The 25,779-nt window shown below is 43.7% G+C and carries 25 protein-coding genes; 23 read left to right on the top strand and 2 right to left on the bottom strand.

Translation table 11 applies throughout. The features are described 5' to 3' along the window. The first annotated feature begins 34 nt into the window (after positions 1–34). The 17 genes from parE (at position 35) to ABXT42_RS10310 (ending at position 17,742) form a co-directional block, all read left to right on the top strand. On the top strand, positions 35–1,933 hold the full coding sequence (gene parE, locus ABXT42_RS10390) for a DNA topoisomerase IV subunit B (protein WP_443628070.1): 1,899 nt from the start codon (positions 35–37) through the stop codon (positions 1,931–1,933). 232 nt (positions 1,934–2,165) lie between these two features. Continuing rightward, entirely contained in the window at positions 2,166–2,585 is a 420-nt protein-coding gene (locus tag ABXT42_RS10385) for a Spy/CpxP family protein refolding chaperone (RefSeq protein WP_443628069.1), read from the top strand. A gap of 191 nt (positions 2,586–2,776) precedes the next feature. Then, positions 2,777–4,576, top strand: coding sequence for a translation elongation factor 4 (lepA, locus tag ABXT42_RS10380; RefSeq protein ID WP_443628068.1), 1,800 nt, complete (start codon positions 2,777–2,779; stop codon positions 4,574–4,576). 37 nt (positions 4,577–4,613) lie between these two features. Next, positions 4,614–5,414, top strand: coding sequence for a signal peptidase I (lepB, locus tag ABXT42_RS10375; protein ID WP_443629479.1), 801 nt, complete (start codon positions 4,614–4,616; stop codon positions 5,412–5,414). A gap of 1 nt (position 5,415) precedes the next feature. After that, positions 5,416–6,123 (top strand): ribonuclease III, encoded by a 708-nt coding sequence (gene rnc / locus ABXT42_RS10370; protein WP_443628067.1) that lies wholly within the window; start codon positions 5,416–5,418, stop codon positions 6,121–6,123. Between the two features lie 13 nt (positions 6,124–6,136). After that, positions 6,137–7,072, top strand: coding sequence for a GTPase Era (gene era / locus ABXT42_RS10365; RefSeq protein ID WP_443628066.1), 936 nt, complete (start codon positions 6,137–6,139; stop codon positions 7,070–7,072). 6 nt (positions 7,073–7,078) lie between these two features. Beyond that, a complete protein-coding gene (gene recO / locus ABXT42_RS10360) occupies positions 7,079–7,804 on the top strand; it encodes a DNA repair protein RecO (RefSeq protein WP_443628065.1) in 726 nt (241 codons plus the stop codon). 53 nt (positions 7,805–7,857) lie between these two features. Next, complete coding sequence (pdxJ, locus tag ABXT42_RS10355; protein ID WP_443628064.1) at positions 7,858–8,619, top strand: pyridoxine 5'-phosphate synthase; 762 nt, start codon at positions 7,858–7,860, stop codon at positions 8,617–8,619. 20 nt (positions 8,620–8,639) lie between these two features. Then, positions 8,640–9,014 (top strand): holo-ACP synthase, encoded by a 375-nt coding sequence (gene acpS, locus ABXT42_RS10350; protein WP_443628063.1) that lies wholly within the window; start codon positions 8,640–8,642, stop codon positions 9,012–9,014. A gap of 22 nt (positions 9,015–9,036) precedes the next feature. Continuing rightward, complete coding sequence (cysM, locus tag ABXT42_RS10345; protein ID WP_443628062.1) at positions 9,037–9,927, top strand: cysteine synthase CysM; 891 nt, start codon at positions 9,037–9,039, stop codon at positions 9,925–9,927. Between the two features lie 2 nt (positions 9,928–9,929). Then, complete coding sequence (gene rlmD, locus ABXT42_RS10340; protein ID WP_443628061.1) at positions 9,930–11,372, top strand: 23S rRNA (uracil(1939)-C(5))-methyltransferase RlmD; 1,443 nt, start codon at positions 9,930–9,932, stop codon at positions 11,370–11,372. Between the two features lie 75 nt (positions 11,373–11,447). Beyond that, entirely contained in the window at positions 11,448–13,703 is a 2,256-nt protein-coding gene (relA, locus tag ABXT42_RS10335) for a GTP diphosphokinase (protein WP_443628060.1), read from the top strand. Next, positions 13,696–14,523, top strand: coding sequence for a nucleoside triphosphate pyrophosphohydrolase (gene mazG / locus ABXT42_RS10330; RefSeq protein ID WP_443628059.1), 828 nt, complete (start codon positions 13,696–13,698; stop codon positions 14,521–14,523). The genes relA and mazG overlap by 8 nt, the downstream gene beginning before the upstream one ends. Before the next feature lie 260 nt (positions 14,524–14,783). Beyond that, entirely contained in the window at positions 14,784–15,440 is a 657-nt protein-coding gene (gene adk / locus ABXT42_RS10325; RefSeq protein ID WP_443628058.1) for an adenylate kinase, read from the top strand. An 8-nt stretch (positions 15,441–15,448) separates the two neighbouring features. Further along, complete coding sequence (gene tsaB, locus ABXT42_RS10320; protein ID WP_443628057.1) at positions 15,449–16,150, top strand: tRNA (adenosine(37)-N6)-threonylcarbamoyltransferase complex dimerization subunit type 1 TsaB; 702 nt, start codon at positions 15,449–15,451, stop codon at positions 16,148–16,150. A gap of 27 nt (positions 16,151–16,177) precedes the next feature. Further along, entirely contained in the window at positions 16,178–16,987 is an 810-nt protein-coding gene (locus ABXT42_RS10315) for an undecaprenyl-diphosphate phosphatase (protein WP_443628056.1), read from the top strand. Beyond that, the gene (locus tag ABXT42_RS10310) at positions 16,957–17,742 is read left to right on the top strand and encodes a class I SAM-dependent methyltransferase (RefSeq protein WP_443628055.1); all 786 of its coding nucleotides are present in this window, start codon (positions 16,957–16,959) and stop codon (positions 17,740–17,742) included. Before ABXT42_RS10315 ends, ABXT42_RS10310 begins: the two co-directional genes overlap by 31 nt. Before the next feature lie 14 nt (positions 17,743–17,756). On the opposite strand, the gene ABXT42_RS10305 is transcribed toward ABXT42_RS10310, so the two are convergent. After that, the gene (locus tag ABXT42_RS10305; protein WP_443628054.1) at positions 17,757–17,975 is read right to left on the bottom strand and encodes a SlyX family protein; all 219 of its coding nucleotides are present in this window, start codon (positions 17,973–17,975) and stop codon (positions 17,757–17,759) included. 181 nt (positions 17,976–18,156) lie between these two features. Here ABXT42_RS10305 and ABXT42_RS10300 point away from each other — a divergent pair, with 181 nt between their 5' ends. The 4 genes from ABXT42_RS10300 to ABXT42_RS10285 all read left to right on the top strand — a co-directional run bounded on the left by ABXT42_RS10300 (position 18,157) and on the right by ABXT42_RS10285 (position 20,752). Further along, complete coding sequence (locus tag ABXT42_RS10300; protein WP_443628053.1) at positions 18,157–18,597, top strand: cold-shock protein; 441 nt, start codon at positions 18,157–18,159, stop codon at positions 18,595–18,597. Between the two features lie 103 nt (positions 18,598–18,700). Continuing rightward, the gene (locus tag ABXT42_RS10295; protein ID WP_443628052.1) at positions 18,701–19,810 is read left to right on the top strand and encodes a Wzz/FepE/Etk N-terminal domain-containing protein; all 1,110 of its coding nucleotides are present in this window, start codon (positions 18,701–18,703) and stop codon (positions 19,808–19,810) included. A gap of 237 nt (positions 19,811–20,047) precedes the next feature. Then, positions 20,048–20,200, top strand: coding sequence for a hypothetical protein (locus ABXT42_RS10290; protein WP_443628051.1), 153 nt, complete (start codon positions 20,048–20,050; stop codon positions 20,198–20,200). 141 nt (positions 20,201–20,341) lie between these two features. Beyond that, positions 20,342–20,752 (top strand): tetratricopeptide repeat protein, encoded by a 411-nt coding sequence (locus ABXT42_RS10285; RefSeq protein WP_443628050.1) that lies wholly within the window; start codon positions 20,342–20,344, stop codon positions 20,750–20,752. 89 nt (positions 20,753–20,841) lie between these two features. Here the strand turns inward: ABXT42_RS10285 and ABXT42_RS10280 are convergent, their stop codons facing one another. Continuing rightward, a complete protein-coding gene (locus ABXT42_RS10280) occupies positions 20,842–21,408 on the bottom strand; it encodes a fasciclin domain-containing protein (protein ID WP_443628049.1) in 567 nt (188 codons plus the stop codon). 1,330 nt (positions 21,409–22,738) lie between these two features. On the opposite strand from ABXT42_RS10280, the gene ABXT42_RS10275 reads away from it, so the two are divergent. Further along, positions 22,739–23,407: a hypothetical protein gene (locus tag ABXT42_RS10275; RefSeq protein WP_443628048.1), complete on the top strand. Its 669-nt coding sequence runs from the start codon at positions 22,739–22,741 to the stop codon at positions 23,405–23,407. A gap of 122 nt (positions 23,408–23,529) precedes the next feature. Further along, a complete protein-coding gene (locus ABXT42_RS10270) occupies positions 23,530–25,617 on the top strand; it encodes a phage/plasmid primase, P4 family (RefSeq protein WP_443628047.1) in 2,088 nt (695 codons plus the stop codon). The last annotated feature ends 162 nt before the right edge of the window (positions 25,618–25,779 follow it).

Raw genomic sequence — 25,779 nt, 5'->3', positions numbered from 1 at the left:
ACCTTAAAATGACTTTTATTGGCGAAATAACTCCATGGCACAAGATAATTACACAGCAGACTCTATTGAAGTATTAAGTGGCCTCGACCCAGTTAAAAAGCGCCCTGGTATGTATACCGATACCAGTCGCCCCAACCATCTTGCGCAAGAAGTCATTGATAATTCAGTAGATGAAGCTTTGGCCGGGCATGCTGATCAAATCGACGTCATTCTTCATAGTGATCACTCACTCACGGTGGTAGATAATGGTCGTGGTATGCCAGTAGACATTCACGCGGAGGAAGGTGTTAGTGGTGTCGAGCTTATTCTTACGCGCTTGCATGCTGGTGGTAAGTTTTCTAATAAAAACTATCAGTTTTCTGGCGGCTTACATGGCGTAGGTATTTCTGTTGTAAACGCTTTAACTTCAAGTTTAGAAGTAAAAATTAGGCGCAACGGCCAAGTGCACCGTATTACTTTTGCCGATGGTTTTAAGGTGAGTGACCTAGAGGTGGTAGATACCGTAGGCCAGCGTAACACGGGCACTAGTGTCACCTTTTTACCAGATCCTCAATATTTTGATTCAGCTAAGTTCTCTGTGGCGCGCCTTAAGCATGTGCTGCGAGCTAAGGCTGTGTTGTGCAGTGGCCTCAAGGTCACTTTTTTAGACCTTACCAGTGCCACTAAAGAAAAGCACGAGTGGTTTTATCAAGAAGGCTTAGAAGACTATCTGCAAAGTGCTAATGAAAGTTTCAATTGTCTGCCAGAAACGCCATTTGTGGGTAGTCGTAAAAGTGAAATTGAAGGTGTAGATTGGGCAGTGCAGTGGCTTCCAGATGGTGGTGAACTAACCCAAGAAGGCTACGTAAACTTGATTCCAACGTCTCAAGGCGGCACCCATGTGAATGGACTGCGCAGTGGGTTGTTGGATGCGCTAAGGGAGTTTTGTGAAATACGTGCACTGCTTCCTCGTGGAGTGAAGCTTGGGCCAGAAGATATTTGGGACCGGTGCTGCTTTGTCTTGTCGGTAAAGATGCAGGATCCACAGTTTTCTGGTCAAACTAAAGAGCGGCTTTCTTCTCGCCAGATAGTGGCTTATGTGTCTGGGGAAGTGAAAGATGCATTTAGTTTATGGCTCAACAAACATACAGACGAAGGTGAAGTGTTAGCAGAGTTAGTGATTAATCATGCTCAAAAGCGCTTGCGCGCTGGTAAAAAGGTCATTCGTAAAAAAATCACTCAAGGCCCAGCGTTACCTGGAAAGTTAGCAGACTGCAGTGGCACTGACGTGAGTCGTGGAGAGCTATTTTTGGTGGAAGGTGACTCTGCCGGTGGTTCTGCAAAGCAGGCTCGTGAAAGAGAGTTTCAGGCTATTTTACCCCTGCGTGGAAAAATATTGAACACATGGGAGGTGGATTCTGGACAGATTTTGGCCTCCCAAGAAGTGCACCATATTGCTGTTGCGATGGGTGTAGATCCAGGGGCTGATGATTTAGAGGGATTGCGTTACGGCAAGATTTGTATCCTAGCTGATGCCGATTCAGACGGCTTACACATAGCGACATTGCTGTGTGCGTTGTTTGTACGTCATTTCAAACCACTTGTGGCAGCCGGTCATGTGTATGTGGCTATGCCGCCTTTGTACCGAATAGATATAGGTAAAGAAGTATTTTATGCCCTTGATGAAAGCGAGAAGCAAAGTGTGTTGGATCATATAGCGGCAGAAAAAAAACGCGGTAAGGTGAATGTGCAGCGCTTTAAGGGCTTAGGCGAAATGAACCCATCTCAATTACGTGAAACTACCATGAAGCCTGACAGTCGCAGACTGGTGCAGTTAAGCTTAGAGCCAGGTGATGGCACTATGGAAGTGATGGACATGTTGTTGGCTAAAAAACGCGCAGGCGATCGCAAAACTTGGTTGCAGGAAAAAGGTAACTTGGCGCAGGTAGACTAAATTACACTCACTAAGAATAGTTGAAGCTAAGTCTTTATTAAATAACAACATTATCTTTGCATACCTTTGCAGTGCGTACACTCACCCTCACATTTGTGTACGTACAATAGAGTTAGCCCGATCGGGTATCAACTAACTCACAAGGAGAAATATTATTAAAACTTATATCAAGCGCAGCTTAATCGCCATACCGGCTATAGCGTTGCTTAGTATGGCGGGAACAGGATTTGTGATGGCAGATCAAAAAGACTGTCATACAGGTGGAGCAGAGCATAGGGATCAAAAAGGCTCTGCTAAGGCGGATGGTAAGCATGGACACAAAAACAGTAAAAAATTGATGCACCGTATGGCTAAATCTCTGAACCTAACTGATGTTCAAGAAGGCGCTATTAAAGAGCTTATGCAAGCTCAATATGAAGATATGACAAAGCATCATGAACTGATGGCATTGACGCTTGGTCAATTGGCTAAGTTAGACTCTGGTAGCGAGGCTTATATCGCTAAGGCTCAAGAAATTGGAATCTTGCAAGGTAAATATATGGGGCAGCACCTAATAGATCAAGGTAATACTGAAGTCAGAATCATGGAGCTGCTGACTCCGGAGCAATCAGAAAAATACCAACAAATGCATAATAAAATGGCACATTATTAAGCGCCTTTGATGCAAAAGTCTGGTTGAAAGAGTTAATGCTCTAATAACTCATAAAAATAGACATAAATGACCTTAACAAAACCGCAGCAATTAACCTTGCTGCGGTTTTTTAGCTTCAACTAGGATATAATTTCGCTCTTTTATATTCCCTGATCTAGGTTTTTTAGCAGGGGTAACTTGGACGTCATCTCATGGCCATCAACACCCTGATTCGTAACTTTTCTATCATCGCTCATATCGATCATGGTAAGTCCACTATAGCTGATCGTTTTATCCATATGTGTGGTGGTTTGTCGGATCGTGAAATGGAGCAGCAAGTGCTGGATTCCATGGATATTGAACGCGAACGCGGTATAACTATTAAAGCTCAAAGTGTGACGTTGGACTTCCATAGTAAAGATGGCAAAACTTATCAGCTAAACTTTATCGATACGCCAGGCCACGTTGATTTTTCTTACGAAGTTTCGCGCTCTTTAGAAGCCTGCGAGGGTGCTTTGTTAGTGGTTGATGCAGCTCAAGGCGTAGAAGCCCAATCTGTTGCCAACTGCTATACAGCTTTAGAGCTAGGTTTGGAAGTGGTGCCTGTGTTGAATAAAATGGATCTTCCTCAAGCTGATCCAGATAAGGTGAAGCAAGAGATAGAAGAAGTCATTGGTATTGATGCAACTGATGCCGTAGAGGCTTCTGCTAAAAGTGGCTTAGGCATGGAAGCTGTGTTGGAGCAATTAGTAGAATTGATTCCACCTCCAGTAGGTGACGAAGACAAGCCGCTGCAAGCGTTAATTATTGATTCATGGTTTGATAACTACCTTGGAATTGTTTCCTTGGTGCGTATAAAAAATGGCGTATTGCGTAAGAAAGACAGAATTATCGTCAAATCTACGGGCATACAATATGGTGTGGAAGACATTGGTATATTTACTCCAAAGCGCAAGCAAACAGGAATACTAAGAGCGGGTGAAGTAGGTTACGTTGTTGCAGGTATTAAAGATATTCATGGTGCTCCTGTGGGCGATACCTTAACTCATCTTAAAACCGCTGATGTAGAAAGCTTGCCAGGCTTTAAAAAAGTTCAACCTCAAGTGTATGCAGGACTATTTCCTACCAGTTCTGATGATTACGAAGATTTCCGTGAAGCTCTCGCCAAATTAAGCCTTAATGATGCCTCTTTGTTTTATGAGCCTGAAAGTTCAGATGCACTGGGCTTTGGTTTTCGTTGTGGTTTCTTGGGCATGTTGCACATGGAGATTATTCAAGAGCGCTTAGAGCGTGAATATAATCTTGATTTGTTAACCACGGCACCTACTGTAATTTACGAATTAGAGCTTAACAATGGTAATGTGGTCTACGTAGATAACCCATCAAAATTACCAGATATGGGTGGTGTTGCAGAAATGCGCGAACCTATAGTTGAAGCTAATATTTTGGTACCACAAGAACACCTAGGTAACGTGATCACCTTGTGCATACAAAAGCGGGGTGTACAAAAAAACATGCAGTTCACTGCAAGCCAAGTAGCGCTGACTTATGACATGCCTATGAGTGAAGTGGTATTAGACTTTTTCGATCGACTTAAGTCTGTGAGCCGAGGTTATGCATCTTTAGAGTATAACTTTGTTCGTTTTGAAGAAGCTAAGCTTGTGCGATTAGATATTCTGATTAACGGTGAGCGAGTGGATGCTTTGGCTGTGATTATGCATCGTGATCATGCTCAGACTCGTGGCCGAGCGTTATGTGAAAAAATGAAAGAGCTCATTCCTCGTCAAATGTTTGACGTTGCTATTCAGGCAGCCATAGGTGGCAATATTGTGTCTCGTACTACGGTTAAAGCCTTACGTAAAAACGTGACAGCAAAGTGTTATGGTGGTGACATTAGTCGTAAGAAAAAGCTCTTGTCCAAACAAAAAGAAGGTAAAAAGCGCATGAAGCAAGTGGGCAGTGTTGAAATTCCACAGGATGCTTTTTTAGCCGTATTGAAGATCGACAGTTAAAAAGATAAATTGGCAGGCAGTTAGGAGAACTTACATGATGGATTTTGATTTTGAGCTATTGCTTACTGTATTGGTAGGCATATTCGGTACTGGCTTTGCCTTAGATGTATGGTTATGGAAGCCTGCTCGTGCAAAGGCCTTAGCCCTAGCTACAGCCAATGCAGCGGGAGAGTTACCTCAAGAAGCCCAAGAAAAGATCATGCACCAGCCAATGTTTGCAGATTATAGTCGCTCGTTTTTTCCTGTGCTTACGTTTGTGTTAGTGCTGCGGTCTTTTTTTATGGAGCCTTACCAAATCCCTTCAGGTTCTATGTTGCCTACCCTTGAAGTAGGGGATTTTATTGTTGTTAATAAGTTTGAGTATGGTGTGCGTTTGCCTGTATTGGGTACAAAAGTGCTTGATTTTAATGAGCCAAAAGCAGGCGATGTGATGGTGTTTAAATACCCACAAGATCCGTCTATTAAGTTTATTAAACGGGTGATTGGTGTGCCAGGAGATACATTAGAGCTGCGCGAAAAAGTGATTTATATTAATGGTCAGCAGATGACTCAAACTTATGTTGCTGATGCTTCGCCAACTACAGAAATATATACAGAGCAGCTAGGTGATAGCGAACACCAAATATGGCGCAATAAAAGCCCTGGAAAAAATGGCAAGGTCACTATACCTCCTGGACAGTACTTCGTGATGGGAGATAATAGAGACGGCAGTAACGACAGCCGCTATTGGGGATTTGTGCCTGAAGAAAATATAACAGGTAAGGCAGTTGCTGTATGGTTGCACTGGGAAAGTTTCTTTAGTTTACCCAACTTCAGTACTGCAGGTAGCATAGACTAATATGAAAGCGCCTGCTCAGACTGCTTACCAGCAAAAAATTGACACCTTGTGTGCTGCGATTGGCTACTCTTTTAATGACACTAGTCTTTTGGACTTAGCGCTTACGCATCGTTCGTGTGGGCACCACAATTATGAGCGAATAGAATTCTTAGGGGATTCTATTGTGAATTTTGTTATTGCTAATGCTTTGTTTGACAAATTTCCAAAAGCACGTGAAGGCCAATTAAGCCGCCTGCGTGCAGGTCTGGTGAAAGGAGTGACTCTTGCACAAGTAGCAATAGAGATGCAGGTAGGCCCATGTTTAAAGCTGGGTGCGGGAGAATTAAAAAGCGGTGGGCAGCGTAGAGAATCAATTTTAGCAGACGCCACCGAAGCTATTATTGGCGCTATTTATAAAGATGCAGGAATGGCTGTTTGCCAAGAACGTATTTTATCTTGGTTTGCCTCTCGTCTAGACAATCTAAGTCTGTTAGATAATCAAAAAGACCCTAAAACACGCTTGCAGGAATACCTGCAAGCAAAGAAGTGCGATTTACCTGTTTACCACCTCATTGGTGTTAAAGGGCAGGATCATGAACAGATGTTCACCATAGAATGCCACAGCGACTTATTGGATAAACCTACCAAGGCAGAAGCCTCAAGTCGTCGTATCGCAGAACAGAAATCGGCCACGTTAGCTCTACAGCAGCTTGGTCAAGAGTCTTTATAGCAGAAAATATACCATGACAGATTTAGATACTTGGCTAGCAGCCCAAAATGACAGCAGCACAAAATGTGGTTATGTCGCCATTGTTGGAAGGCCTAACGTTGGCAAGTCCACATTGCTTAATCGCATTTTGGGTCAAAAAATTAGCATTACATCTCGTAAGCCTCAAACAACGCGCCATCAAATTTTGGGTATTAAAACTCAAGGTGAGGTGCAAGTGGTCTATGTAGATACCCCTGGATTACATATTGACCAAGAAGATAAGGCGATTAACCGTTATATGAATAAAGCTGCTTCAAGTGCCCTAAAGCACGTGGATTTAGTCATTTTTATGGTAGATCGTACGCGTTGGAATGATGCAGACGAGCATGTGTATGAAAAGGTTAAAGCTGCTAATTGTCCCGTTATTTTAGCCATTAATAAAATTGATATATTGGATGATAAGCAGTCTTTGTTACCCTATCTACAAGAAGTGCAGCTGCGCTTACCAGATGCGGTGCTTGTGCCTATCGCTGCCCATACAGGCGCTTCTGTAGAGCAGTTGGAGCAGTGTGTGCTGGATCAGCTGCCAAATGGTCGTCACTTTTTTCCAGAAGACCAGGTGACCGACCGCAGTGCGCGCTTTATTACGGCTGAACTCATTCGTGAAAAAATCATGCGCCAACTTGGTGATGAGTTGCCGTACCAAATGACTGTGGAAATTGAAGAATTTGCCCAAGATGGCCCAGTGCTGCACATAGGCGCTCTCATTTTAGTGGAGCGTAAAGGGCAAAAGCGTATTCTTATTGGTGATAAAGGCGATCGAATTAAGCAAATTGGACGTGATGCCAGGGTAGATATGGAACGCATGTTTGAATGTAAGGTAATGCTCAAGCTTTGGGTAAAGGTCAAAAGTGGCTGGTCTGATGATGAGCGTGCCTTGCAGAGTTTGGGCTACGATGGTCTTGACTAAAATAAGATGACACAGCAGCAACCGGCCTACGTATTACACAGTCGTCCATGGCGAGAAACCAGTGTGATAGCAGACTTGTTTACGCTTAATCAGGGTAGAGTGTCGGTTATTGTTCATGGGGCGCGAAAAGCTCAGGGTAAGAAATCTGCCAAAAGAGCTTTGGTTCAGCCATTCACACCGCTGATGGTCAGTTTTACAGGGCGTGGTGAAGTGCGTACCAGTGTGCAGTTCGATGCGGCAGGTCCACCTTTAACGATCGTTGGTGATTACCTTTACAGTGGGCTGTATGTTAACGAGCTTTTGCTCAAGTTATTGGCTTTTGATGATCCTCATCCCAACTTATTTGCCTATTACCAAGCCTTATTAAATGGCTTAGTAGATAATCCCATATTAGAGCAATCTTTGAGGCCTTTTGAGGTCCATCTAATGGACGAACTGGGGTATCATATGGTGCTAGATAAAGACTACATTAGCTTCAAAGACGTTGTCCCTGAAGGCAGCTATGTGCTGCATCCGCTGCAAGGGGTTTGTTTAAGTCAAGGCATAGATAGTGAACAAGCTAATACACCCTTGATCAGTGGGCAGGTGCTATTGCAATTAGCTGCAGGTGAATACACACAGACACAATGCCTTAAAGTAGCCAAATATATGGCGCGCGCTAATTTAAATCAAATATTAGGTGGTAAGCCACTACAAAGCCGTAATTTATTTCACACTATTGCAAAAAAATAATTCAGTTTGGTGGATAAAACTATAGGCTAGTTTTAATCAAAAGAGGACAGGAAATGGTTGATCCCAATCGAATTTTACTCGGCGTAAATGTTGATCATGTTGCTACATTACGTCAAGCCCGAGGCACGCGATATCCCGATCCAGTAAAAGCAGCTTTAGATGCAGAGCAAGCTGGAGCAGATGGTATTACGGTGCATTTGCGCGAAGACGCGCGCCATATTCAAGAGCGAGACGTGCGAGTAATGGCTCAAGTATTACAAACGCGTATGAATTTTGAAATGGCAGTCACTGATAAAATGATTGATTTAGCTGTGGAAATTGCGCCAGCTTATGTTTGTTTGGTGCCAGAGAAACGTCAAGAACTCACCACTGAAGGTGGCTTAGATGTGGTGTCTCAAGAGGCAAAGATAAAGGCAGCATGTGCGCGCATGCAGGCTGTGGGTGTGGAAATTTCTTTGTTTATAGATGCTGATAAGCGGCAAATAGATGCAGCAAAACGCACAGGGGCTCAGTTGATAGAGCTCCATACAGGAGCTTATGCAGATGCGACTAATCATGCCCAACAACATGCAGAGCTAGCTCGTATAGCCAAAGCAGCCACATATGCTGCCAGTATTGGACTTGTGGTTAATGGTGGCCATGGGCTTAATCTTCAAAACGTAGAAGCCATCGCTGCTATTCCTGAGTTTAATGAGCTTAATATTGGTCACTCTTTGATCGCAGATGCGTTATTTGTGGGTTTACCTGAAGCAGTAAAAAAAATGAAGGCATTAATGTTGGCTGCTCGTGAGTCTCATCGTCCCAGTCGTGTTTAATAAGGTAGGGCGAAACACCTATGGTTAAGGCAATAGGCACAGATATAGTGGCAACAGCTCGGATAGCAGCCGCATTGGAGCGCACTGGGCGTAAGTTTGCCCAAAGAATACTTACTGAGTTTGAAATGGCTCAGTTTGATGCGTCAAGTGCCCCTGCAGCCTTTTTGGCTAAGCGCTTTGCTGCCAAAGAGGCTGCCGCTAAAGCTCTAGGCACAGGTATTGGTCGCGGTATTTCTTGGCAGCAAATGCACATTGAGCATGATGAACTAGGCGCCCCATTACTTATCCTAAGTGGCGCAGCAGCGCAAAGGCAAGCCGAGTTGGGTAGCCAAATCGCACATATAAGTATTGCAGATGAATTAGATCAAGCCTTAGCTTTTGTAGTGCTAAGCTAGATAATGTTAACTAGAGGTTAGTATGCATCACTTCCCCACCATAGCAGACTATGTAGGCAGTACTCCCTTGGTGCGCTTGCAACGTTTACCAGGCGAAACCAGTAATATCATCCTGGCTAAACTTGAAGGTAACAATCCTGCAGGTTCTGTTAAAGATCGCCCCGCTTTAAGTATGATTGTTGAGGCAGAAAAACGCGGTGACATCCACCCAGGTGACGTGCTTATCGAGGCCACCAGTGGCAACACTGGTATCGCTTTGGCGATGGTTGCGGCGATTAAAGGCTACAAGCTTAAACTAATTATGCCTGATAATATGAGTTCAGAGCGCAAGGCTTCTATGGCAGCTTATGGAGCTGAACTGATTACAGTAACGTCTGAGCAAGGCATGGAAAGTGCTAGAGATTTAGCCATGGCAATGCAGGCTCGTGGCGAAGGTAAGGTGCTGGATCAGTTTGCTAATAGTGATAATCCATTAGCCCATTACCGCACTACTGGCCCAGAAATTTGGCAGCAAACCCAAGGTAAAATCACCCACATGGTGAGTTCGATGGGCACTACAGGCACCATTATGGGGTTATCAGCCTATTTTAAGGAGCAAAATCCAAACATTGAGATTCATGGATTGCGCCCCACACCAGATTCACAAATTCCGGGCATTCGCCGCTGGCCGGAAGCTTACATGCCAAGTATTTTTGATGCAGCAAAGGTAGATGCCATTATCGATATGGATCAAGCTGAAGCTGAAGCCACTATGAAAGCCCTTGCCACTGAGGAAGGGATATTTGCAGGGGTGTCCTCTGGTGGCAGCGTGGCCGGAGCGCTGCGCCTGTCAAAGCAGGTAGAAAACGCCGTTATAGTTTGTATTATTTGTGATCGTGGCGATCGCTATTTATCCACTGGAGTATTTACATAATCATGGCTCGTTTATCGCCTTTACAGCGCAAACTTAAACTAAAAAACCCTTCAGCGTCCGCTAAACAAAAGCGCTCTCAAGCTCAAGTAGATATTGAAATTGTCACTTTGCCTGTGGGCAAACACCTTAATCTTGAACTTGAAAATCTAAGCCACGATGGCCGTGGTGTCGGGCGTTGGGAAGGGAAAACAATTTTTGTTGAGGGCGGGTTAAAAGGCGAATCTGTCAAGGCTGAAGTGCTTAGTGACCATAAAACTCATGCAGAAGCTCGTCTGTTGGAGCTAAAGCAGCCCAGTGATCAGCGCGTAACACCATTTTGTCCAGTCTATGACACGTGTGGTGGTTGCCAATTACAGCATCTAGAGCCTTCGGCCCAAGTGAGTTACAAGCAGGCGGCTATTGCTGAGCAATTACGCCGTTTGGCGAACATAGAGCCTCAGCAATGGGCCCAGCCTATTGTAGGAGAAAATTTGGGCTATAGGCGGCGTGCGCAGCTTGCTACGCGTTATTTCGCAGACAGCAAAACCTTATTGTTAGGTTTTCGTCAAAGTGGCCATAAGCACATTGTGCCTATTACTCATTGCCCAGTATTAGAGCCTGCTTTGTCTGATTTACTTGTGCCTTTGCACGACGTATTAGTAACAATGGCGCACACTCAGTGGGTGACCCATGTAGAGGTATTACAAGCCAACTCAGGGCCGTGCATTAGTTTGAAAGTATCAGATGCACTCATTATGGATGACCAGTTATTATTAGCTGCTTTTGCTAAACAATATAGTGTCAGCCTAGTTTGCCAGCAAACTGATCATGATGACCTGTGGCTTAGCGGCACTAAAGACGGCTTAAGTTATAGTGTTTCAGTGGCAGGCATTGATAAGTCGATTGAGTTGGATTTTGCAGTGCAAGATTTTGTTCAAGTTAATGCCAAGGTCAACCAAGGCATGATTAATCAAGCTATTGAGTGGCTTGAACCTTGCGCAGGGGATCAAGTATTAGATTTATTCAGTGGTGTGGGTAATTTTTCCTTACCCATTGCCAGTATGGCTGATCAACATGTCACAGTGTTAGCCCTAGAAGGCGACTATGCCATGGTTAAGCAAGGTCGCGAAAATGCTCGACGTAATGGCTTTGCTTTAGTAGATTTTGAACATGCAGATTTGTTTGAAACCAGTGCTCGCAAACAGTGGCAAAGAAAGTCTTTTAATAAAGCTTTATTAGATCCGCCGCGAGCAGGGGCTAAAGGAATCGCTCAGATGCTTAAAGGCCAGCCACTAGAGCGCGTTGTGTATGTTTCGTGTAATCCAGCCTCTATGGCCAGAGATTTGAAAGAGTTTCAAAGTCTAGGATTGCACGTTGATAAAGTGGGTTGTATTGATATGTTCCCTCATACTCCACACTTAGAGGTGATGGCATTGCTTGTTCGTACAAACGTAAAAAGAACGTAAAAGTCACGCGCTAATATGGGTAAGGAACTAAAATAGTGGGAACACCTTTGGTGTGATAATTAACAGGATTTGAGTATGGTACAGGTACGCGCGGTTCACCCCACATACGCCGATGGCAATGTCGATATTCAAGCGTGGATGGCAGGCCTGAAAAATGTTGTAGAGCTATCAGATGCGGGTGTGTTGCAACAAGCATGTGAGCTGGCCCAAAAAGTGCGCGACCATGCTAGTAAAAGTGAAGATATTTGGGCCACGCAAGAGGTTGATTGTTTTCGCACTGGCCTTGAAATGGCTGAAATATTAACGACGTTGCAGGTCAATGAAGAGACTTTAGTGGCTGCAGTTTTGTATCGCGCCGTGCGCGAAGATAAACTATCTTTAAAAGAAGTTAAGGACACTTTTGGGCCAGTTGTGGCTTCGTTAATCGATGGTGTGCTGCAAATGGCTGCAATAAGTAGCTTACAAAGCCCCACACGAGATAGTATTTTAGGCCAGTCTGATGGCCAGCTTACCAATGTGCGTAAGATGCTAGTTTCCTTAGTGGATGATGTGCGCGTGGCACTGATCAAGCTTGCTGAGCGCACCTGCGCAATTCGAGCAGTAAAAAACGTTGATCGAAAGAAGCGTTACCTTGTCTCCCGTGAAGTCTTTGATGTATACGCCCCATTAGCTCACCGTTTAGGTATAGGTGCCATTAAGTGGGAGCTTGAAGACCTTTCATTTCGTTACCTTCAGCCCAATGCCTATAAAGAAATTGCGTCCTATTTAGATGAGCGGCGTATGGATAGGCAAGATTATATTGAGCGCGTATTAGCTAACCTAACGCAGCAGCTTACAGGTGCAGGTATAGTGCCAGACGTGATGGGTAGAGCTAAGCACATCTACAGCATATGGCGCAAAATGCAGCGCAAAAATATTGAATTTTCCCAAGTTTATGACGTACGTGCAGTGCGTGTGTTGGTGCCTGAGCTTACTGATTGCTACACCGCTTTGGGTATCGTTCATGGTTTGTGGCGCAATATTCCCCAAGAGTTTGATGATTATATTGCCACGCCTAAAGAAAATGGCTATCGCTCTTTACACACTGCAGTAATAGGGCCGGAAGGTAAGGTAGTAGAAATACAGATTCGTACTTTTGCCATGCATGACGAGGCCGAGCTTGGTGTGTGTGCTCATTGGCTATACAAAGGCACAGACGTTAATAGCGCAGGTAATTCATATGACGATAAACTTGCATGGTTGCGCCAAGTATTAGAGTGGCATGACGAAGTAGGCGATGGAGATGAGTTTGTTAATCAAGTTAAAGGTGATGTGGATCAAGACCGAATTTATGTATTTACTCCAGATGGACATGTAGTAGATTTACCAAATGGTGCCACCCCCATAGACTTTGCTTACAGAGTGCATACGGAAGTGGGCAATACCTGCCGTGGGGCAAAGATACATGGCCGCATAGTGCCGTTAACTTATGAGCTTCAAACTGGAGATCAAGTTTCAATAATGACCTCTAAAGGCGGAGCGCCTAGTCGAGATTGGATGAACCCAAACTTGGGTTACGTCACGGCAGGCCGCACGCGAGCGAAAATTGGCCACTACTTTAAGCAGCTGGATAAAGACAAGAATGCAACCGCAGGGCGTCACTTAGTAGAGCGGGAAATGCGTCGTATGGCCATTGCTGGGGTAGATTATAGTCTCATAGCGACACAGATCAACTTTAAGCAAGTTGATGATATGTATGCCGCTTTAGGTGCTGGAGACCTGCGACTAACTCAGGTTATTAATGCTGCCCAACAGCAAGTAGAGCCTAACTTAAAGTCTAAAAAGCAACTAAATCTTAGTCTTTTGAATGGTAAATCTAAGTCTACATCTGCTGTGGGTAATGATGTTCAAATTGCTGGAGTAGGTAATCTACTCACCAGTATTGCTAATTGTTGTAAGCCGGTTCCTGGGGATGGCATTACTGGATTTATCACTCTTACACGAGGGGTGTCTGTGCATCGGCAAGATTGCCTTAATGTTATGAACATGGCCGAGCGTGATCGCCAGCGTATTATTGAGGTGAATTGGTCTGGCAATAGTGAGCACACTTATCCTGTAGATATCTATATTGAAGCGGTGGATCGCTCTGGATTGTTGAGTGAAGTTATTATGGTGTTGGGTAATGAAAATGTTAACTTGGGTAATATAACGACCAATGTTGATAAAAAAACGCATTCGGCTACCATCGCCATGACAATAGATATACCCCGTTTAGACTTGCTGGGCCGGATTTTAGATAAAATCAGCCAGCTTCCTAACGTATTAGATGTAAGGCGGCAAAAAAATGGTTAAAAGTTCACTCCAAACTAGCGATGCAATGCAAAATTTATTAGATATTATGGCCCAGTTGCGTAATCCCGATGGTGGCTGTCCGTGGGATTTAAAGCAAGATTTCCGTAGTATTTTGCCGCATACCTTAGAGGAGGCCTACGAAGTTGCAGATGCGATAGAGTCTGATGATCGTATGCAGCTGCGTGATGAGCTGGGTGATTTGTTATTTCAAGTGGTTTTTTACTGCCAATTAGCACGTGAAGAAGGCAGTTTTGAATTTGCTGATGTAGCTCAAGCCATGGCAGATAAGCTTATTCGCCGCCACCCACATGTCTTTGGAGATAGTGTTCATAATGAAGAGCAAGGCAGTGCCGTTATAGATGCTGAACAAGTGCTCAAAAACTGGGAAAGTATTAAGCAAAATGAACGCGAAGCTAAGCAACAACACTCTGTGTTAGATGACGTGCCCAATGCCTTGCCCGCTATGCAGCGTAGTGCAAAACTACAAAAGCGGGCAGCTAATGTGGGCTTTGACTGGCCAGCCGTGGCGCCAGTTTTAGCGAATATGGCTGAAGAGTTAGAGGAAGTTCAACAGGCTTTTGCTAGTGGTGATAAAGAACACACCTTAGAAGAATTAGGTGATCTAATGTTTGCCTGCGTGAATATGGCCAGACATTTGAAGCAAGATCCTGAGCAAGTAATGCGTGGTGCTAATGCCAAATTTGAGCGACGCTTTCGTTTTTTAGAGGCTCAAATACTAGCGTCAGGTGAACAGCTAGAAAATGTCAGCTTAGAACATATGGATGCTGGCTGGAACGAAGCTAAGGCGCAAGGTCTGTAACGTTTGACATATCCACTTACTATAACCGGTATAAACTAATTCCACTTTAGGAGCATGGCGCTGAAGCTGTGTTTTAGTTAAACTACGCGGCCATGTAAAACTTGTGGCTGTGTAATGGGTTTCTTAGCAAGCAAATAATAAATGTTGAACACTTTGTGTTGTCTTATTGTTTCTTTGCTAAGGCATCTTAATTTAATCGAATATAGGTTAATTGAGCGATTAAATAAAAGCCATAGTATTTAAATTTTTGGAGTTACATCATGAAATTAATCCTTTTAGGCGCGCCAGGCGCGGGTAAAGGCACTCAAGCACAGTACCTTACAGAAAAATTTGGGATCCCCCAGATTTCTACGGGCGATATGCTCCGTGCTGCCGTAAAGGCGGGCACTGACTTAGGCAAGATAGCCAAAAAAATTATGGACGAAGGTGGCTTGGTTTCAGATGAATTGATTATCAATTTAGTTAAAGAACGCATTTCACAAGATGATTGCAAGGAAGGTTTTTTGTTTGATGGTTTTCCTCGAACTATTCCCCAAGCTCAAGCATTAAAAGATGCTAAAGTGTTGATTGATGGTGTGATTGAAATTGACGTCGCCGATGTGGAAATTATTCAACGGATGAGTGGCCGTCGTGTGCACCCAGGCTCTGGTCGTACATATCACCTCACTTTCAATGCGCCTAAGCAGGCGGGTAAAGATGATGTAACAGGTGAAGATTTGGTGCAGCGTGCTGACGATCAAGAAGATACGGTACGCCAGCGTTTAAGCGTATATCACGAACAAACAGCGCCACTAGTTGACTTTTATAAAGCACTTATTGTGTCTGAAGGTGTTGCCGCGCCTGCGTATCACTACATTGCAGGTGTGGGTAGTGTGAGTGATATTAAAGAGGCTGTCTTTTCAGCGCTAGATAAGTAACCTTACCCATGGCCTATATACTGGCGCTGGACACTTCTGGAAATTCCTGTAGCGTGGCCCTATGGAGCGACACTGGGCTTTTGATCGGCCAAGAAGAGCTTGCGCAGCGTCAACATACAAAACGCTTACTACCCATGGTGCAAGAGCTGTTACTTGAGGCTGATGTTAAGATGTCTAGCCTTGATGCTATCGCTTATGGTCGTGGCCCAGGATCTTTCACAGGCATTCGCATTGCAGCAGGTGTGGCTCAGGGCCTGGCTTTTGGTATTGGCTGTAAAGTATTGCCTATATCCACCCTTGCCGCTCTTGCATTGCGTGCCCATACTTATTCAAGCATGGCTGGTTTATCTTACGCCTGTAGTTTAGATGCCCGTATGGGCGAGGTGTATTGGGGAGAATACATTATTGATGAAAATGATCCCCAACTTGCTGTTGCACAAATTGCTGAAAGAGTTTGCTCACCTTTGCAGGTTGAAGTAATGAACAGTAACTATGTGGCTTGTGGTAGCGGTATGTCTGTTGCAAATATGCCCCAAGGTATTATCACTAGTGCTCAATCAGTGCGGTCTGAACTAGAGCCAAGGGCTTTAGAAATGGTTCGCTTAGCGGCGGCAGGTTTTTTACTAGGACACCAGTGTGCGCCTGAATATGCTTTGCCTGTTTATTTGCGTGACGAAGTTACATGGCAAAAACTACCACGTTATCAATAGCCTTCCACTTTTATTGAGGATTGCCCCATGGATTGGATACAAGCCAGTATTATTGCTTTAATTCAGGGCATTACTGAATTTTTACCTATTTCTAGCTCTGCCCATCTGTTGTTCCCAAGCCTATTGTTAGGATGGCCTGATCAAGGTTTAAGTTTTGATGTGGCGGTTCACTTAGGTAGTCTATTAGCTGTCATCATCTATCTGCGCAGCGATTTAATTGCTATGGTTTTAGGCCTGTATCAGTGCCAACAGGAACGACGCCTAAACCCGCAAGCAACCTTGGCGCTAATGTTAATAGTGGCAACGCTTCCGGCCATGTTCTTTGGCCTGATATTAAAAGATTGGATAGAAGTGAATGCACGAATGCTGTGGGTAGTTGCGGTCACTACATTAGTGTTTGGTTTGCTGCTAGGCTTTGCTGACTGGCGCAGCCGCAGGCAACATCAAATGTCGGCTATGAATTGGCGACATACTATATATATAGGCTTAGCTCAGGCTTTGGCTTTATTGCCAGGTACTTCCCGCTCTGGCATCACTATGACAGCTGCGCTGATGCTTGGTTATACGCGAGAAGCAGCCGCTCGTTTTTCATTCTTAATGTCTATCCCTATTATCTTAGCAGCCTCTAGTCTTATAAGTTTTGAGTTGGCAACTACAAAGGTCGTTATTGCTTGGGTGCCTATGCTGATAGCGTTTGTAGTGTCTTTTTTGAGCGCTTGGTTATGTATTTTTTTGTTTATGCGCATAATTAGTCGCATGGGTATGTGGCCCTTTGTCGCTTATCGTATTGTTTTGGGATTGGGCTTATGTTGGCTGATATTACCCACATTAAATTAGCAGTTGTAGCAGCAGGATTTCAGTCATTAGAGAAATCCCTTGCGTTAGACCTTAATGTGCCAGTGATCAAAAAACCAAGTGATAAGTATGACTTTATTTTACGTTTCACTGCACAAGGTTTGGGGTTAGAGCCAGTAGACGGGCGCAGTGGTGCGGTACGTGTAGATTTTGCAGCGGGTAAGTCGCGCCATCGCAGAGTGTTTGGTGGTGGTAAAGGGCAACAGGTGGCAAAAGCTGTAGGTATGCAGGGTTCTATACGGCCTAGTATCTTAGATGTGACAGCAGGGTTAGGTGGCGATGCCTTTGTTTTGGCTAGCCTAGGATGCCCAGTCACTATGGTTGAGCGTCAGGCTGTAGTAAGGGCACTCCTTAAAGATGGCTTAGCTAGAGGGGAGCTAGACATTGATGTGGGCGATATTGTCGCTAGTATGCGCCTTAAGCAAGGCGATGCCTTGTCTGTAATGGAGTCTTGGGAGGGTGTTGCTCCGCAAGTAATCTATTTGGACCCGATGTTTCCTCACTCTGGTAAGTCTGCTCAAGTAAAAAAAGAAATGGCCATTTTTCGAGACTTGGTAGGTAGTGACCAAGATGCAGATCCTTTGCTTGCAAAAGCTCTAGACTTAGCCACTCACAGGGTAGTGGTAAAGCGACCTCGTATTGCACCAGATCTTGGTCAGCATAAACCTATGTATCGGCTTGAAGGTAAGTCTAATCGATTTGATATTTATGTGAACAAAAGCTTCTCATCCAAATAGATTAGCTTAGAAAATTAATAGTGTGGCGGCGGCTCATTTGCCTCTGGCCCACCTTGACCAGCGTCAGCTGCTTGTTGCAAATTTTTCATCTGCTGCGCGAGCAAACTTAAAGTGCGCTCTATCCTAGTAAGGTCTTTTTGTTGTCTGCTTACTACCTCGTTAAGAGTGTCTACGGTTTGCTCTTGAAAGGCGATTTGTTGCTGTAGTTCGACGATATCGGCGTTATTTGTCATGATATGCTCAAGAAGTTGCAAAAAAAGGGGCTTTTATAAATCAAGTGTTTGATTGGGCGCGGGTTTTTCTATAATCTTGCGTGATTGTACCGACTTTATGCAAGTTCGCATATGTAAATAGGCAAAGGTGGCGGTGCAATGGTGTTATTTAAAACAATAAAATTAGAGATATCGAGTCATTATGAGACGTACATTATTTATTTATAGCTTCATTATTAGTTTAATTGCCGCTTTGGCATTACCGTTTATTTTAGATGAAATTGTTCATGGTTCAAACATTGTTAACGCTCAGTTTGAGTTAGTAGCTGGTGTAGCTTTTGCCATGTTCTGGGTAGCTACTCTTGCTACTGGTGTTAAGTTTGTTTCTGCGGGTGCAGAAGACGATGACCAATGGGATGAAATGGATGATGATCCAAATCGTGAATCTGGCACGGTTAAGTGGTTTAACGTTACCAAAGGTTTTGGTTTTGTAACGCGTGATCAAGGCGATGACGTATTTGTTCACTTTCGTTCTATACGAGGCAAAGGCCACCGTTCATTACTAGAAGGTCAGCGCGTTCGCTTTAGCGTCACTGAAAGCGACAAAGGCATTCAAGCCGAAGATGTCTCTATCGTAGGGTAGGTTTAAAATTTAAACTGGATATTAACAGCTTGCGTAATCCGCTAAGCTGTTAAATTTTGTCTGAAATAAGATATGTATCGATATATTTATACAGGAATTATTCATGAAGCAGCAGGATAATCAAATACACGACGATGAGATTAATTTAGCAGATTTGGTTAGATCCTTGTGGAGAGGAAAGTGGTTAGTTGTAGGTATAGCTATTGCCACTTTAATGTCTGCAATAGCTTACCTAATGTTAGTGCCTAAAACCTATACTGGCAGCTTTGAAATATCTACTTTGCCTACAGCGCAAGCTGATGTTTATTCTGAATTTAACACCTATAAGTTCATGGCTGCGGATAAGCAAAGATTTTTGTCTTTGTTTACTGATGATATCAAGCCACTTAGTGAGATTAGAAAACTTATTAAGTCTTCCAGTTACCTTGAGAAAAAAGCCGATGAAACTGATCAAGAGTTTGAATCCCGTGTGGCTATAGTGGCTAATTATGATTTTTCTCTAGTACCACCTACACCAAACGTTGCAAAAAATCCTCAGCCAAACTGGGTGATGAATATCACCACTCAAGCTCCAGCGCTAGCTACTCAAATAATTACTGATGCTCTGGTGATTTCAAATGACAATGTAAATAAGTATCTAGTAAGCAATTTTGCTCAACTTGCTCAAGCGTATGCTCGAAGCAACCGCCTTGCTATTGAGGATCTTGATTTAAGCAAACACAGAGCTCATGCTATCTATGACCTTACAACGGAAGCCAAAGTGAATTTTTTGCGCGAGCAGGCTAAGATTGCTAGAGTAATTAACCTAAGGAATGGAGAGTTATTAAGCCAATCTTATGTGAATGGATCGACTGTCGTGAATGCCTCCAGTCAAGAAGAGCCAGTGTATTTAAGAGGTTATGTGGCGATTGAGCAAGAAATTGAGTTAATTGAGTCTCGCCAATCACCTAGTTCATTTGTTAGCCAGACGCCTGCTATTGAGGAAGCTAGGTTGAAACTATTGCAAGATACAACCCTCACAAGAGCTAAACAGCTATTTGCTAGCACCCCTATCGGCACTGAGCAATTTACAGCGGCAATCTATGACATAAGCGCGCTTGAGTACAAAAGTAAAACTAAAACTTTACTGGTGCTGATCTTGGCGGGTTTGTTGGGAGGCATGTTGGGCGTGCTGGTGCTGTTGATGCGTAATATTTTGATCAAAGAAGATTAAGGTTTTTTGATCAGTTTTCGCTTTTGTAGCTTTGTAGCAGGCATAAAAAAATCAACTTCCGTAAGGTCGTTGATTTAATTACCAATATGCGTGGTACCAGTTACAGGCAAATAGGAAACACTTTCTATAGGTCAGACCGAACAAACTGTAGGGCAATAGGTAATACGATTTACTGTAATTAAAGCTATGCGGACTATTGTTTTAATAATAGCTACACGGATTGTTAAGGGACGAAACATGAGTATCAAAAAGCTAATTACAGGTCTAACGCTCTCGCTTGTATTGGCTTGTGGCGGAGCTAGTGCTGCTGATTTCAGCAAAGGTCTTGATGCATTCAATGCAGGTGATTATAAGACCACATTATCAGAGTGGATCCCTTTAGCTGAGTAGGGAGATGTTTATACTCAACATACTCTTGGAGTTATTCTCGGTAATGGCAATGATGCTATTAAGGATATTAAGAGTGCGGTAAAGTGGTACACCTTAGCTGCTGAGCAAGGTTACGCTGATTCTCAATATAATCTTGGGGTTATGTACGACAATGGCGAAGGGGTGCCAGAGAACGACAAAACTGCAGTGGAGTGGTATAAGAAAGCTGCTAAGCAGGGAAATGATCTAGCCCAAAAGAGACTTGGGTGTATGTACAGCTATGGTAAAGGTGTATTGGAGAACGATACAACTGCAGCAAAGTGGTACACCTTAGCTGCTAAGCAAGGAGATGCCCGTGCTCAAAGTAGTTTGGGCAGTCAGTATCGAAGTGGCGAAGGCGTTCTCAAAGATAATAAACGTGCTTATATGTGGTTCTCCATAGCTAGTTTTAACGGCAACCAGGTTGGGGATATTAATAAAAGTAGCGTCGTTAAAGAAATGACCCCAGCTGATGTATCCAAAGCACAGGCCATGTCTAGCCTATGCTTAGAAAGCAACTATACGGATTGCTAGAACACCTATATCAACAAACTAACCTAAACACACCTCACACGGGCCTAGTGGCCCTGTGAGAGTAAGCAGCCTTTAAGCTGTTGTTTTAACTATCCTTTAGGTAGCAAAACCGTATCAATTACATGTATTACACCATTCTTCTGAGGTACGTCAGCAATAGTGACAGTAGCCACATTGCCATTTTCGTCAGTGAATGTCACCTTTTGGTTATCGTACTTTGCTGTCAGCATACACCCACCAACAGTCCCTACTTCAGCCATACCTCCATTATCAACTGCCATTTTGATAACGTCTGCGGCCATCGCTTTTGCTGCAACCACGTGACAAGTTAGTATTGTCTTAAGTATCTCAATATTTTCGGGCTTTAATAATGTATCAACAGTACCTGCAGGAAGTTTAGCAAAGGCTGCATTAGTGGGTGCTAAAACCGTAAATGGCCCATCACTTTGTAGGGTGTCTGCCAAACCTGCCGCCGTAACTGCCGCAACCAAAACAGCAAGATCGTCTGAGGCAGATGCATTCTCAACGATAGTTTTTGATGGAACCATCTCAGCACTACCAACCATAACCCCATGTCCACCGGCAACTGCTTGTGCCGCTGCCAGCGTAATAACAGATGCAAACACAGTTTGAGTAATATATTTTTTTAATTGCATTTTTGTTCTACCTTTTGGATTAACTATTAATTCTATGACGGCCTGCAAAACCAGTAAGCTGCCTTTCCTTTTAGGATGGCAACATTTTTCTTGCAGGGCTAGATCTTAATCTAGACAAAATAAGTATAAGTATTCAAGCGTCAGGGTGGGTATAGGTACAGCAAAGGAGTGAAAGGATAGTGCTCGTTTTGTGCAAGGGGTTACCCCTACAGGGCACAATACATAGAAATGGGGAAGTTGAGCTTTCTTCAGTATAGTCAGTTGGTCAGGGCAATGTTGATCGTTATAGAGTGTCTTTGAGGGCGCCTCAGGCTACCTGCAGCTGCCTATGATGGCCCTAAATTATTTTTTTTAGAATTGGCTTCTGATGTGTCTCTGAAGCACCTACAGTTAAAGCGGAGCAGTGTCCTGCCCCCACCCCATGAGTTTTGCTCTTGGTTTGGCATTATGGTTGCAAATGTTTTCAAGGAACTAATGCTTCAGGCATAAAAAAGCCCCATGTACACTACGTATCATGAGGCTTTCAATGTGCGTGGTACCAGTGCCCTACTTCGAGTCCTAAGGGATGTCTCAGAAGCGCCCATATACATGCAGATACAACGATATCAATGACTCTCCTCATGGTCAAGAGGATTAAATTGGTGCATACCTGTGGTCTACATCTTCTTGGTTTGTATTAATAATCTCCCAATACCCATAGCTCCTCACACCACCCAACTTCTGTGATAACTGCATGACATCACTCACGGCAAGGCTCACTAGTCGTCAACACCTTCAGCAGGCTCTATTGAGCAGTGCAGAAGCTGTTTAAGCGTAATGTATGGCATAACCGACAGACTAGATATGGGCCTCAGGGAGCTCAATAGAACCTGAGGGAGGGGTTTATAGTTTAAGTATATAACTTGTTGATATTCCTAGACTTAATGATGGGCCTCTTAACCCCGACATTAGCTCTTACACCTTGATTTATATCCCTAATGCTCTTGCTTTGGTTAGTATTATAGCGTCCCTCAGGGAGCTTGTATGGAGCCTCAGGGGTGCTTCTGATGGTGGTTATTACCTGTCTAACCTTTGGTATTTGCTGGACTGGTTGGTGGATCAGGGGGTGTAGCTAATTAAAGTGGGTACCCTATATAGAAGGTGTAACTGATGTGTTCTTGAGGTTAAGTTACGCCACAGATTATGATGAGCGTTTAGCTTCTTTTGTTGTTGCAGATAATGGCAGTATTGCAGCTACTTTGGTATTAATCTCTATATAAGCTTTGGTTTACCAATAACCCCTTTTATGCTGCAATGGTTACACTTAGTGTCATTTTTAGGAATTAAAAATATGGGTATTACAGATATCAAAAGGGTCTTGAGATTGTATTTTATACAACAGCTAGCTCAGGATGAGTTGGTTAGATCTGGGAACATGCTCAACCCTGACTTTGATTACATACCAAATAGTGAAGGGATCAGCTTGCTGGCTGATTCATATCGTGAGGCCCTTCGTAATGAGAATAGTCAGGGTTTAGATCGTGCTATCGAAGTAGCCGAAGCTTTTGACCGCTCTACTGATGTTGATTCTTCTGACTTCAAGCGATTCTACCGTGAGTTCATTAAGATTGAGATTGAGTTGTTAGCAGTTTTATTAAAACGGGAATATTCAGATTATTCTGACGAAGTTAAATACCTCTATGGTGATGAAATAGGCCTCTCCAATCCTGCCTTTGGGAGTTATGAGGCAGACTCACAGCCGCTTGAGGCGCTTTCCTTGATTACACATGCCATCACTGTTGCAGATAAGCAGGCAGCGTCGGGAAGGGCCAGTGGAGAGGCTAGGCGTCAGGAAGCTGAGCTTACATATGAGCTTTTTGATGCTTGTGTATTAGAGATGAAAAAAGAAGGTCCCGGCCATACAGACTCTCACATTGCACGTACTTGCTACAAAAGATCTAACATTGATAGAAGCGAAAGGACCCTTAGAGCAAGGGTAAATAAAATACGAATGAGTTGATTTGGCAAATACCTAAAGTTGGTTGCCAACATCTTTGTTGCCAATTTGGAAAGTTAAAATTACATTAGCCCAGCAATCTTCAGCTGGCAATTTCAAATGTATATTTAATAACTGGAGTTAAAATGGAACAAAGAACAAGAGACATCATAGAACAAGGCTACCCTGTGTTTCCATGCGTACCTAATAAAAAGATACCCATAACAAGCCGTGGCTTTTATGACGCATCGGCGGATAAAGAAGTAATAAAACAATGGTGGGCGCAAAGCCCTAAAGCAAACATAGGTCTAGCCACTGGTGCAAAAGCTGACCTATTGGTAATCGATGTTGACGTCAAGAATGGCGCAGGTGGCCTTGCCAGCATGGAGGCGCTTGAATTTGAGCTAGGGCCACTAAATACCCGAAAGATCGTCACGCCGTCCGGTGGCTACCATCTATATTTCAAACACCCAAGAGATGAAATTAAAAACACGATAGGCATCCGCCCAGGAATCGATATAAAAACAGAAGGTGGTTATGTTCTCGCAGCTGGGTCTGTAATCAATGGCAACCCCTATTACGTCGAGAATGACATCGAAGCGCAGGAGCTTCCCCAGTGCTGGATTGATGTATTGGCACAAGGCAAGCCTAGCAAGCAGTTGGCTGCGGCCAATGATACTTCTTTCGATGACTTTGATGACTTCCCTATTCTTAAAGGTAGTCGAAACGATGAGTTATTTAGGCTAGCAAGCTCTTTTCGTGCTCGAGATATGGCGCTTGAGAACGCTGTTGGTGAGATACTGCAGTTAGCCAAAAAATGTGTTCCTCCGTTACCTCAAAACGAGGCAATGGTGATTGTTAATGGTGTTTATGAACGCTATGAGCCAGGTTTTTCAAGTAATACCGATTTAGGTAACTCTAAGCGCCTAGTAAGATCACACGGAGAAATGCTTCACTACCTTCACGAAATGAGGAAGTGGATATATTGGGATAATAGTCGTTGGGTGATAGATGAAGACGGCAAAGTAATGCGCTACGCTAAACAAACTGCTATCTCAATCAACGAAGAGGCTTCTCAGATATCTGATGACAACCGCAGGTCAGAAGCCCAGAAACATGCAAAAACATCTGAGAGCCTTAGAAGCTTGAGTGCCATGATTGACTTGGCCAAGACAGAGGAAGGCGTGCCGCTGCCTGCAAGCAAACTTGACACTAAGAATTTTGTATTAGGTGTAAACAATGGTGTTGTCTCCTTGCAGAGTGGTGAGCTAATAGCTGGAAGTACTAAGGATTTGTACTTAACTAAAAAAGCGACAGTCTGCTTCGACCCAGAAGCACGGTGTCCAACATGGCTTACCTTTTTGGATCAAGTGCTAGGCGGTGATGAAGAGTTCATTCGTTTTATTCAAAAAGCCGTTGGTTACTCACTAACTGGTGATACCAGTGAGCAGGTACTGTTCTTTCTTTATGGAGTCGGCGCGAATGGTAAAAGCACTTTCGTTAATACCCTGCAAACCATACTTGGTGATTATGCACAGCAAGCCCAAGTATCCACATTTATGGCAAAAGGCAAAGGCGCAATTAACAATGACATTGCCAGACTCCGGGGTAGTCGTCTTGTCGCCACGACGGAGACTGAAGAGGGTTCACGATTTAATGAGTCTGAATTAAAACAACTAACTGGTGGAGACACTATAACTGCAAGGTTTTTACACCAAGAACATTTTGAGTTTAAGCCAAACTTCAAATTGTGGATTAGCGGCAATCATAAACCTTACATTCAAGGTAACGATATAGGTATCTGGCGGCGTATAAAGCTAATTCCATTTGAGGTATCAGTTGCTCCTGACGAGCAAGACAAAGAGCTTACGACTAAGTTGCTTGGCGAAAGCTCAGGGGTGCTCAATTGGGCGTTAGAAGGTTGTAGAATGTGGATCGACGAGGGCCTTGGTGGTTGTAAAATCGTTGATAAGGCTACGAAAGCTTATAGATCCGAGATGGATGTAATCTCTGGCTGGATCAAAGAATGCTGCATCACAGATGTGAATGCTGAGGAGCAGTCTTCTGTTCTTTATAACTCATTCAAACTTTGGGCACTGGAAAATGGTGAGTACGTAGTCAACAATAGGAAGTTCAAACAGAAGCTCGAAGAAAAAGGCATATTATTGTCTAGAGCGTCAAAAGGATCCATGTATTCAGGGCTGAGGCTTCAAGAGGACCTAACGGGCTTTTAGCCACTGAATACTTGAATTAAATAAGACGGCACCTAACCAAGGTCCTAGGTAAGGCTTCAAGTTAGGTGCTAAATATAAAACAAAGATCGTTGATGAAATGAGTAATGCTTTGCCAAATTCAATATAAGTCTGCAACATAAGTAGCTCACTTATCGCACTCAG

Origin of the sequence: Candidatus Njordibacter sp. Uisw_002, assembly GCF_047730155.1 — a bacterium.
Lineage (GTDB): Bacteria > Pseudomonadota > Gammaproteobacteria > Pseudomonadales > Balneatricaceae > Njordibacter.
This window is presented reverse-complemented; position numbering and strand designations above follow the sequence as displayed.

Excerpts from the sequence above, each read along its gene's own strand:
- ABXT42_RS10300 (WP_443628053.1), top strand. The coding sequence starts at position 18,157 with ATGAGACGTACATTATTTATTTATAGCTTCATTATTAGTTTAATTGCC.
- ABXT42_RS10305 (WP_443628054.1), bottom strand. The coding sequence starts at position 17,975 with ATGACAAATAACGCCGATATCGTCGAACTACAGCAACAAATCGCCTTT.
- ABXT42_RS10290 (WP_443628051.1), top strand. The coding sequence starts at position 20,048 with ATGAGTATCAAAAAGCTAATTACAGGTCTAACGCTCTCGCTTGTATTG.
- recO (WP_443628065.1), top strand. The coding sequence starts at position 7,079 with ATGACACAGCAGCAACCGGCCTACGTATTACACAGTCGTCCATGGCGA.
- ABXT42_RS10275 (WP_443628048.1), top strand. The coding sequence starts at position 22,739 with ATGGGTATTACAGATATCAAAAGGGTCTTGAGATTGTATTTTATACAA.
- rnc (WP_443628067.1), top strand. The coding sequence starts at position 5,416 with ATGAAAGCGCCTGCTCAGACTGCTTACCAGCAAAAAATTGACACCTTG.
- adk (WP_443628058.1), top strand. The coding sequence starts at position 14,784 with ATGAAATTAATCCTTTTAGGCGCGCCAGGCGCGGGTAAAGGCACTCAA.
- ABXT42_RS10280 (WP_443628049.1), bottom strand. The coding sequence starts at position 21,408 with ATGCAATTAAAAAAATATATTACTCAAACTGTGTTTGCATCTGTTATT.
- parE (WP_443628070.1), top strand. The coding sequence starts at position 35 with ATGGCACAAGATAATTACACAGCAGACTCTATTGAAGTATTAAGTGGC.
- rlmD (WP_443628061.1), top strand. The coding sequence starts at position 9,930 with ATGGCTCGTTTATCGCCTTTACAGCGCAAACTTAAACTAAAAAACCCT.
- tsaB (WP_443628057.1), top strand. The coding sequence starts at position 15,449 with ATGGCCTATATACTGGCGCTGGACACTTCTGGAAATTCCTGTAGCGTG.
- ABXT42_RS10270 (WP_443628047.1), top strand. The coding sequence starts at position 23,530 with ATGGAACAAAGAACAAGAGACATCATAGAACAAGGCTACCCTGTGTTT.
- ABXT42_RS10295 (WP_443628052.1), top strand. The coding sequence starts at position 18,701 with ATGAAGCAGCAGGATAATCAAATACACGACGATGAGATTAATTTAGCA.
- relA (WP_443628060.1), top strand. The coding sequence starts at position 11,448 with ATGGTACAGGTACGCGCGGTTCACCCCACATACGCCGATGGCAATGTC.
- cysM (WP_443628062.1), top strand. The coding sequence starts at position 9,037 with ATGCATCACTTCCCCACCATAGCAGACTATGTAGGCAGTACTCCCTTG.
- ABXT42_RS10315 (WP_443628056.1), top strand. The coding sequence starts at position 16,178 with ATGGATTGGATACAAGCCAGTATTATTGCTTTAATTCAGGGCATTACT.
- mazG (WP_443628059.1), top strand. The coding sequence starts at position 13,696 with ATGGTTAAAAGTTCACTCCAAACTAGCGATGCAATGCAAAATTTATTA.
- ABXT42_RS10385 (WP_443628069.1), top strand. The coding sequence starts at position 2,166 with ATGGCAGATCAAAAAGACTGTCATACAGGTGGAGCAGAGCATAGGGAT.
- ABXT42_RS10285 (WP_443628050.1), top strand. The coding sequence starts at position 20,342 with ATGTACGACAATGGCGAAGGGGTGCCAGAGAACGACAAAACTGCAGTG.
- era (WP_443628066.1), top strand. The coding sequence starts at position 6,137 with ATGACAGATTTAGATACTTGGCTAGCAGCCCAAAATGACAGCAGCACA.
- ABXT42_RS10310 (WP_443628055.1), top strand. The coding sequence starts at position 16,957 with ATGTTGGCTGATATTACCCACATTAAATTAGCAGTTGTAGCAGCAGGA.
- lepB (WP_443629479.1), top strand. The coding sequence starts at position 4,614 with ATGGATTTTGATTTTGAGCTATTGCTTACTGTATTGGTAGGCATATTC.
- acpS (WP_443628063.1), top strand. The coding sequence starts at position 8,640 with ATGGTTAAGGCAATAGGCACAGATATAGTGGCAACAGCTCGGATAGCA.
- pdxJ (WP_443628064.1), top strand. The coding sequence starts at position 7,858 with ATGGTTGATCCCAATCGAATTTTACTCGGCGTAAATGTTGATCATGTT.
- lepA (WP_443628068.1), top strand. The coding sequence starts at position 2,777 with ATGGCCATCAACACCCTGATTCGTAACTTTTCTATCATCGCTCATATC.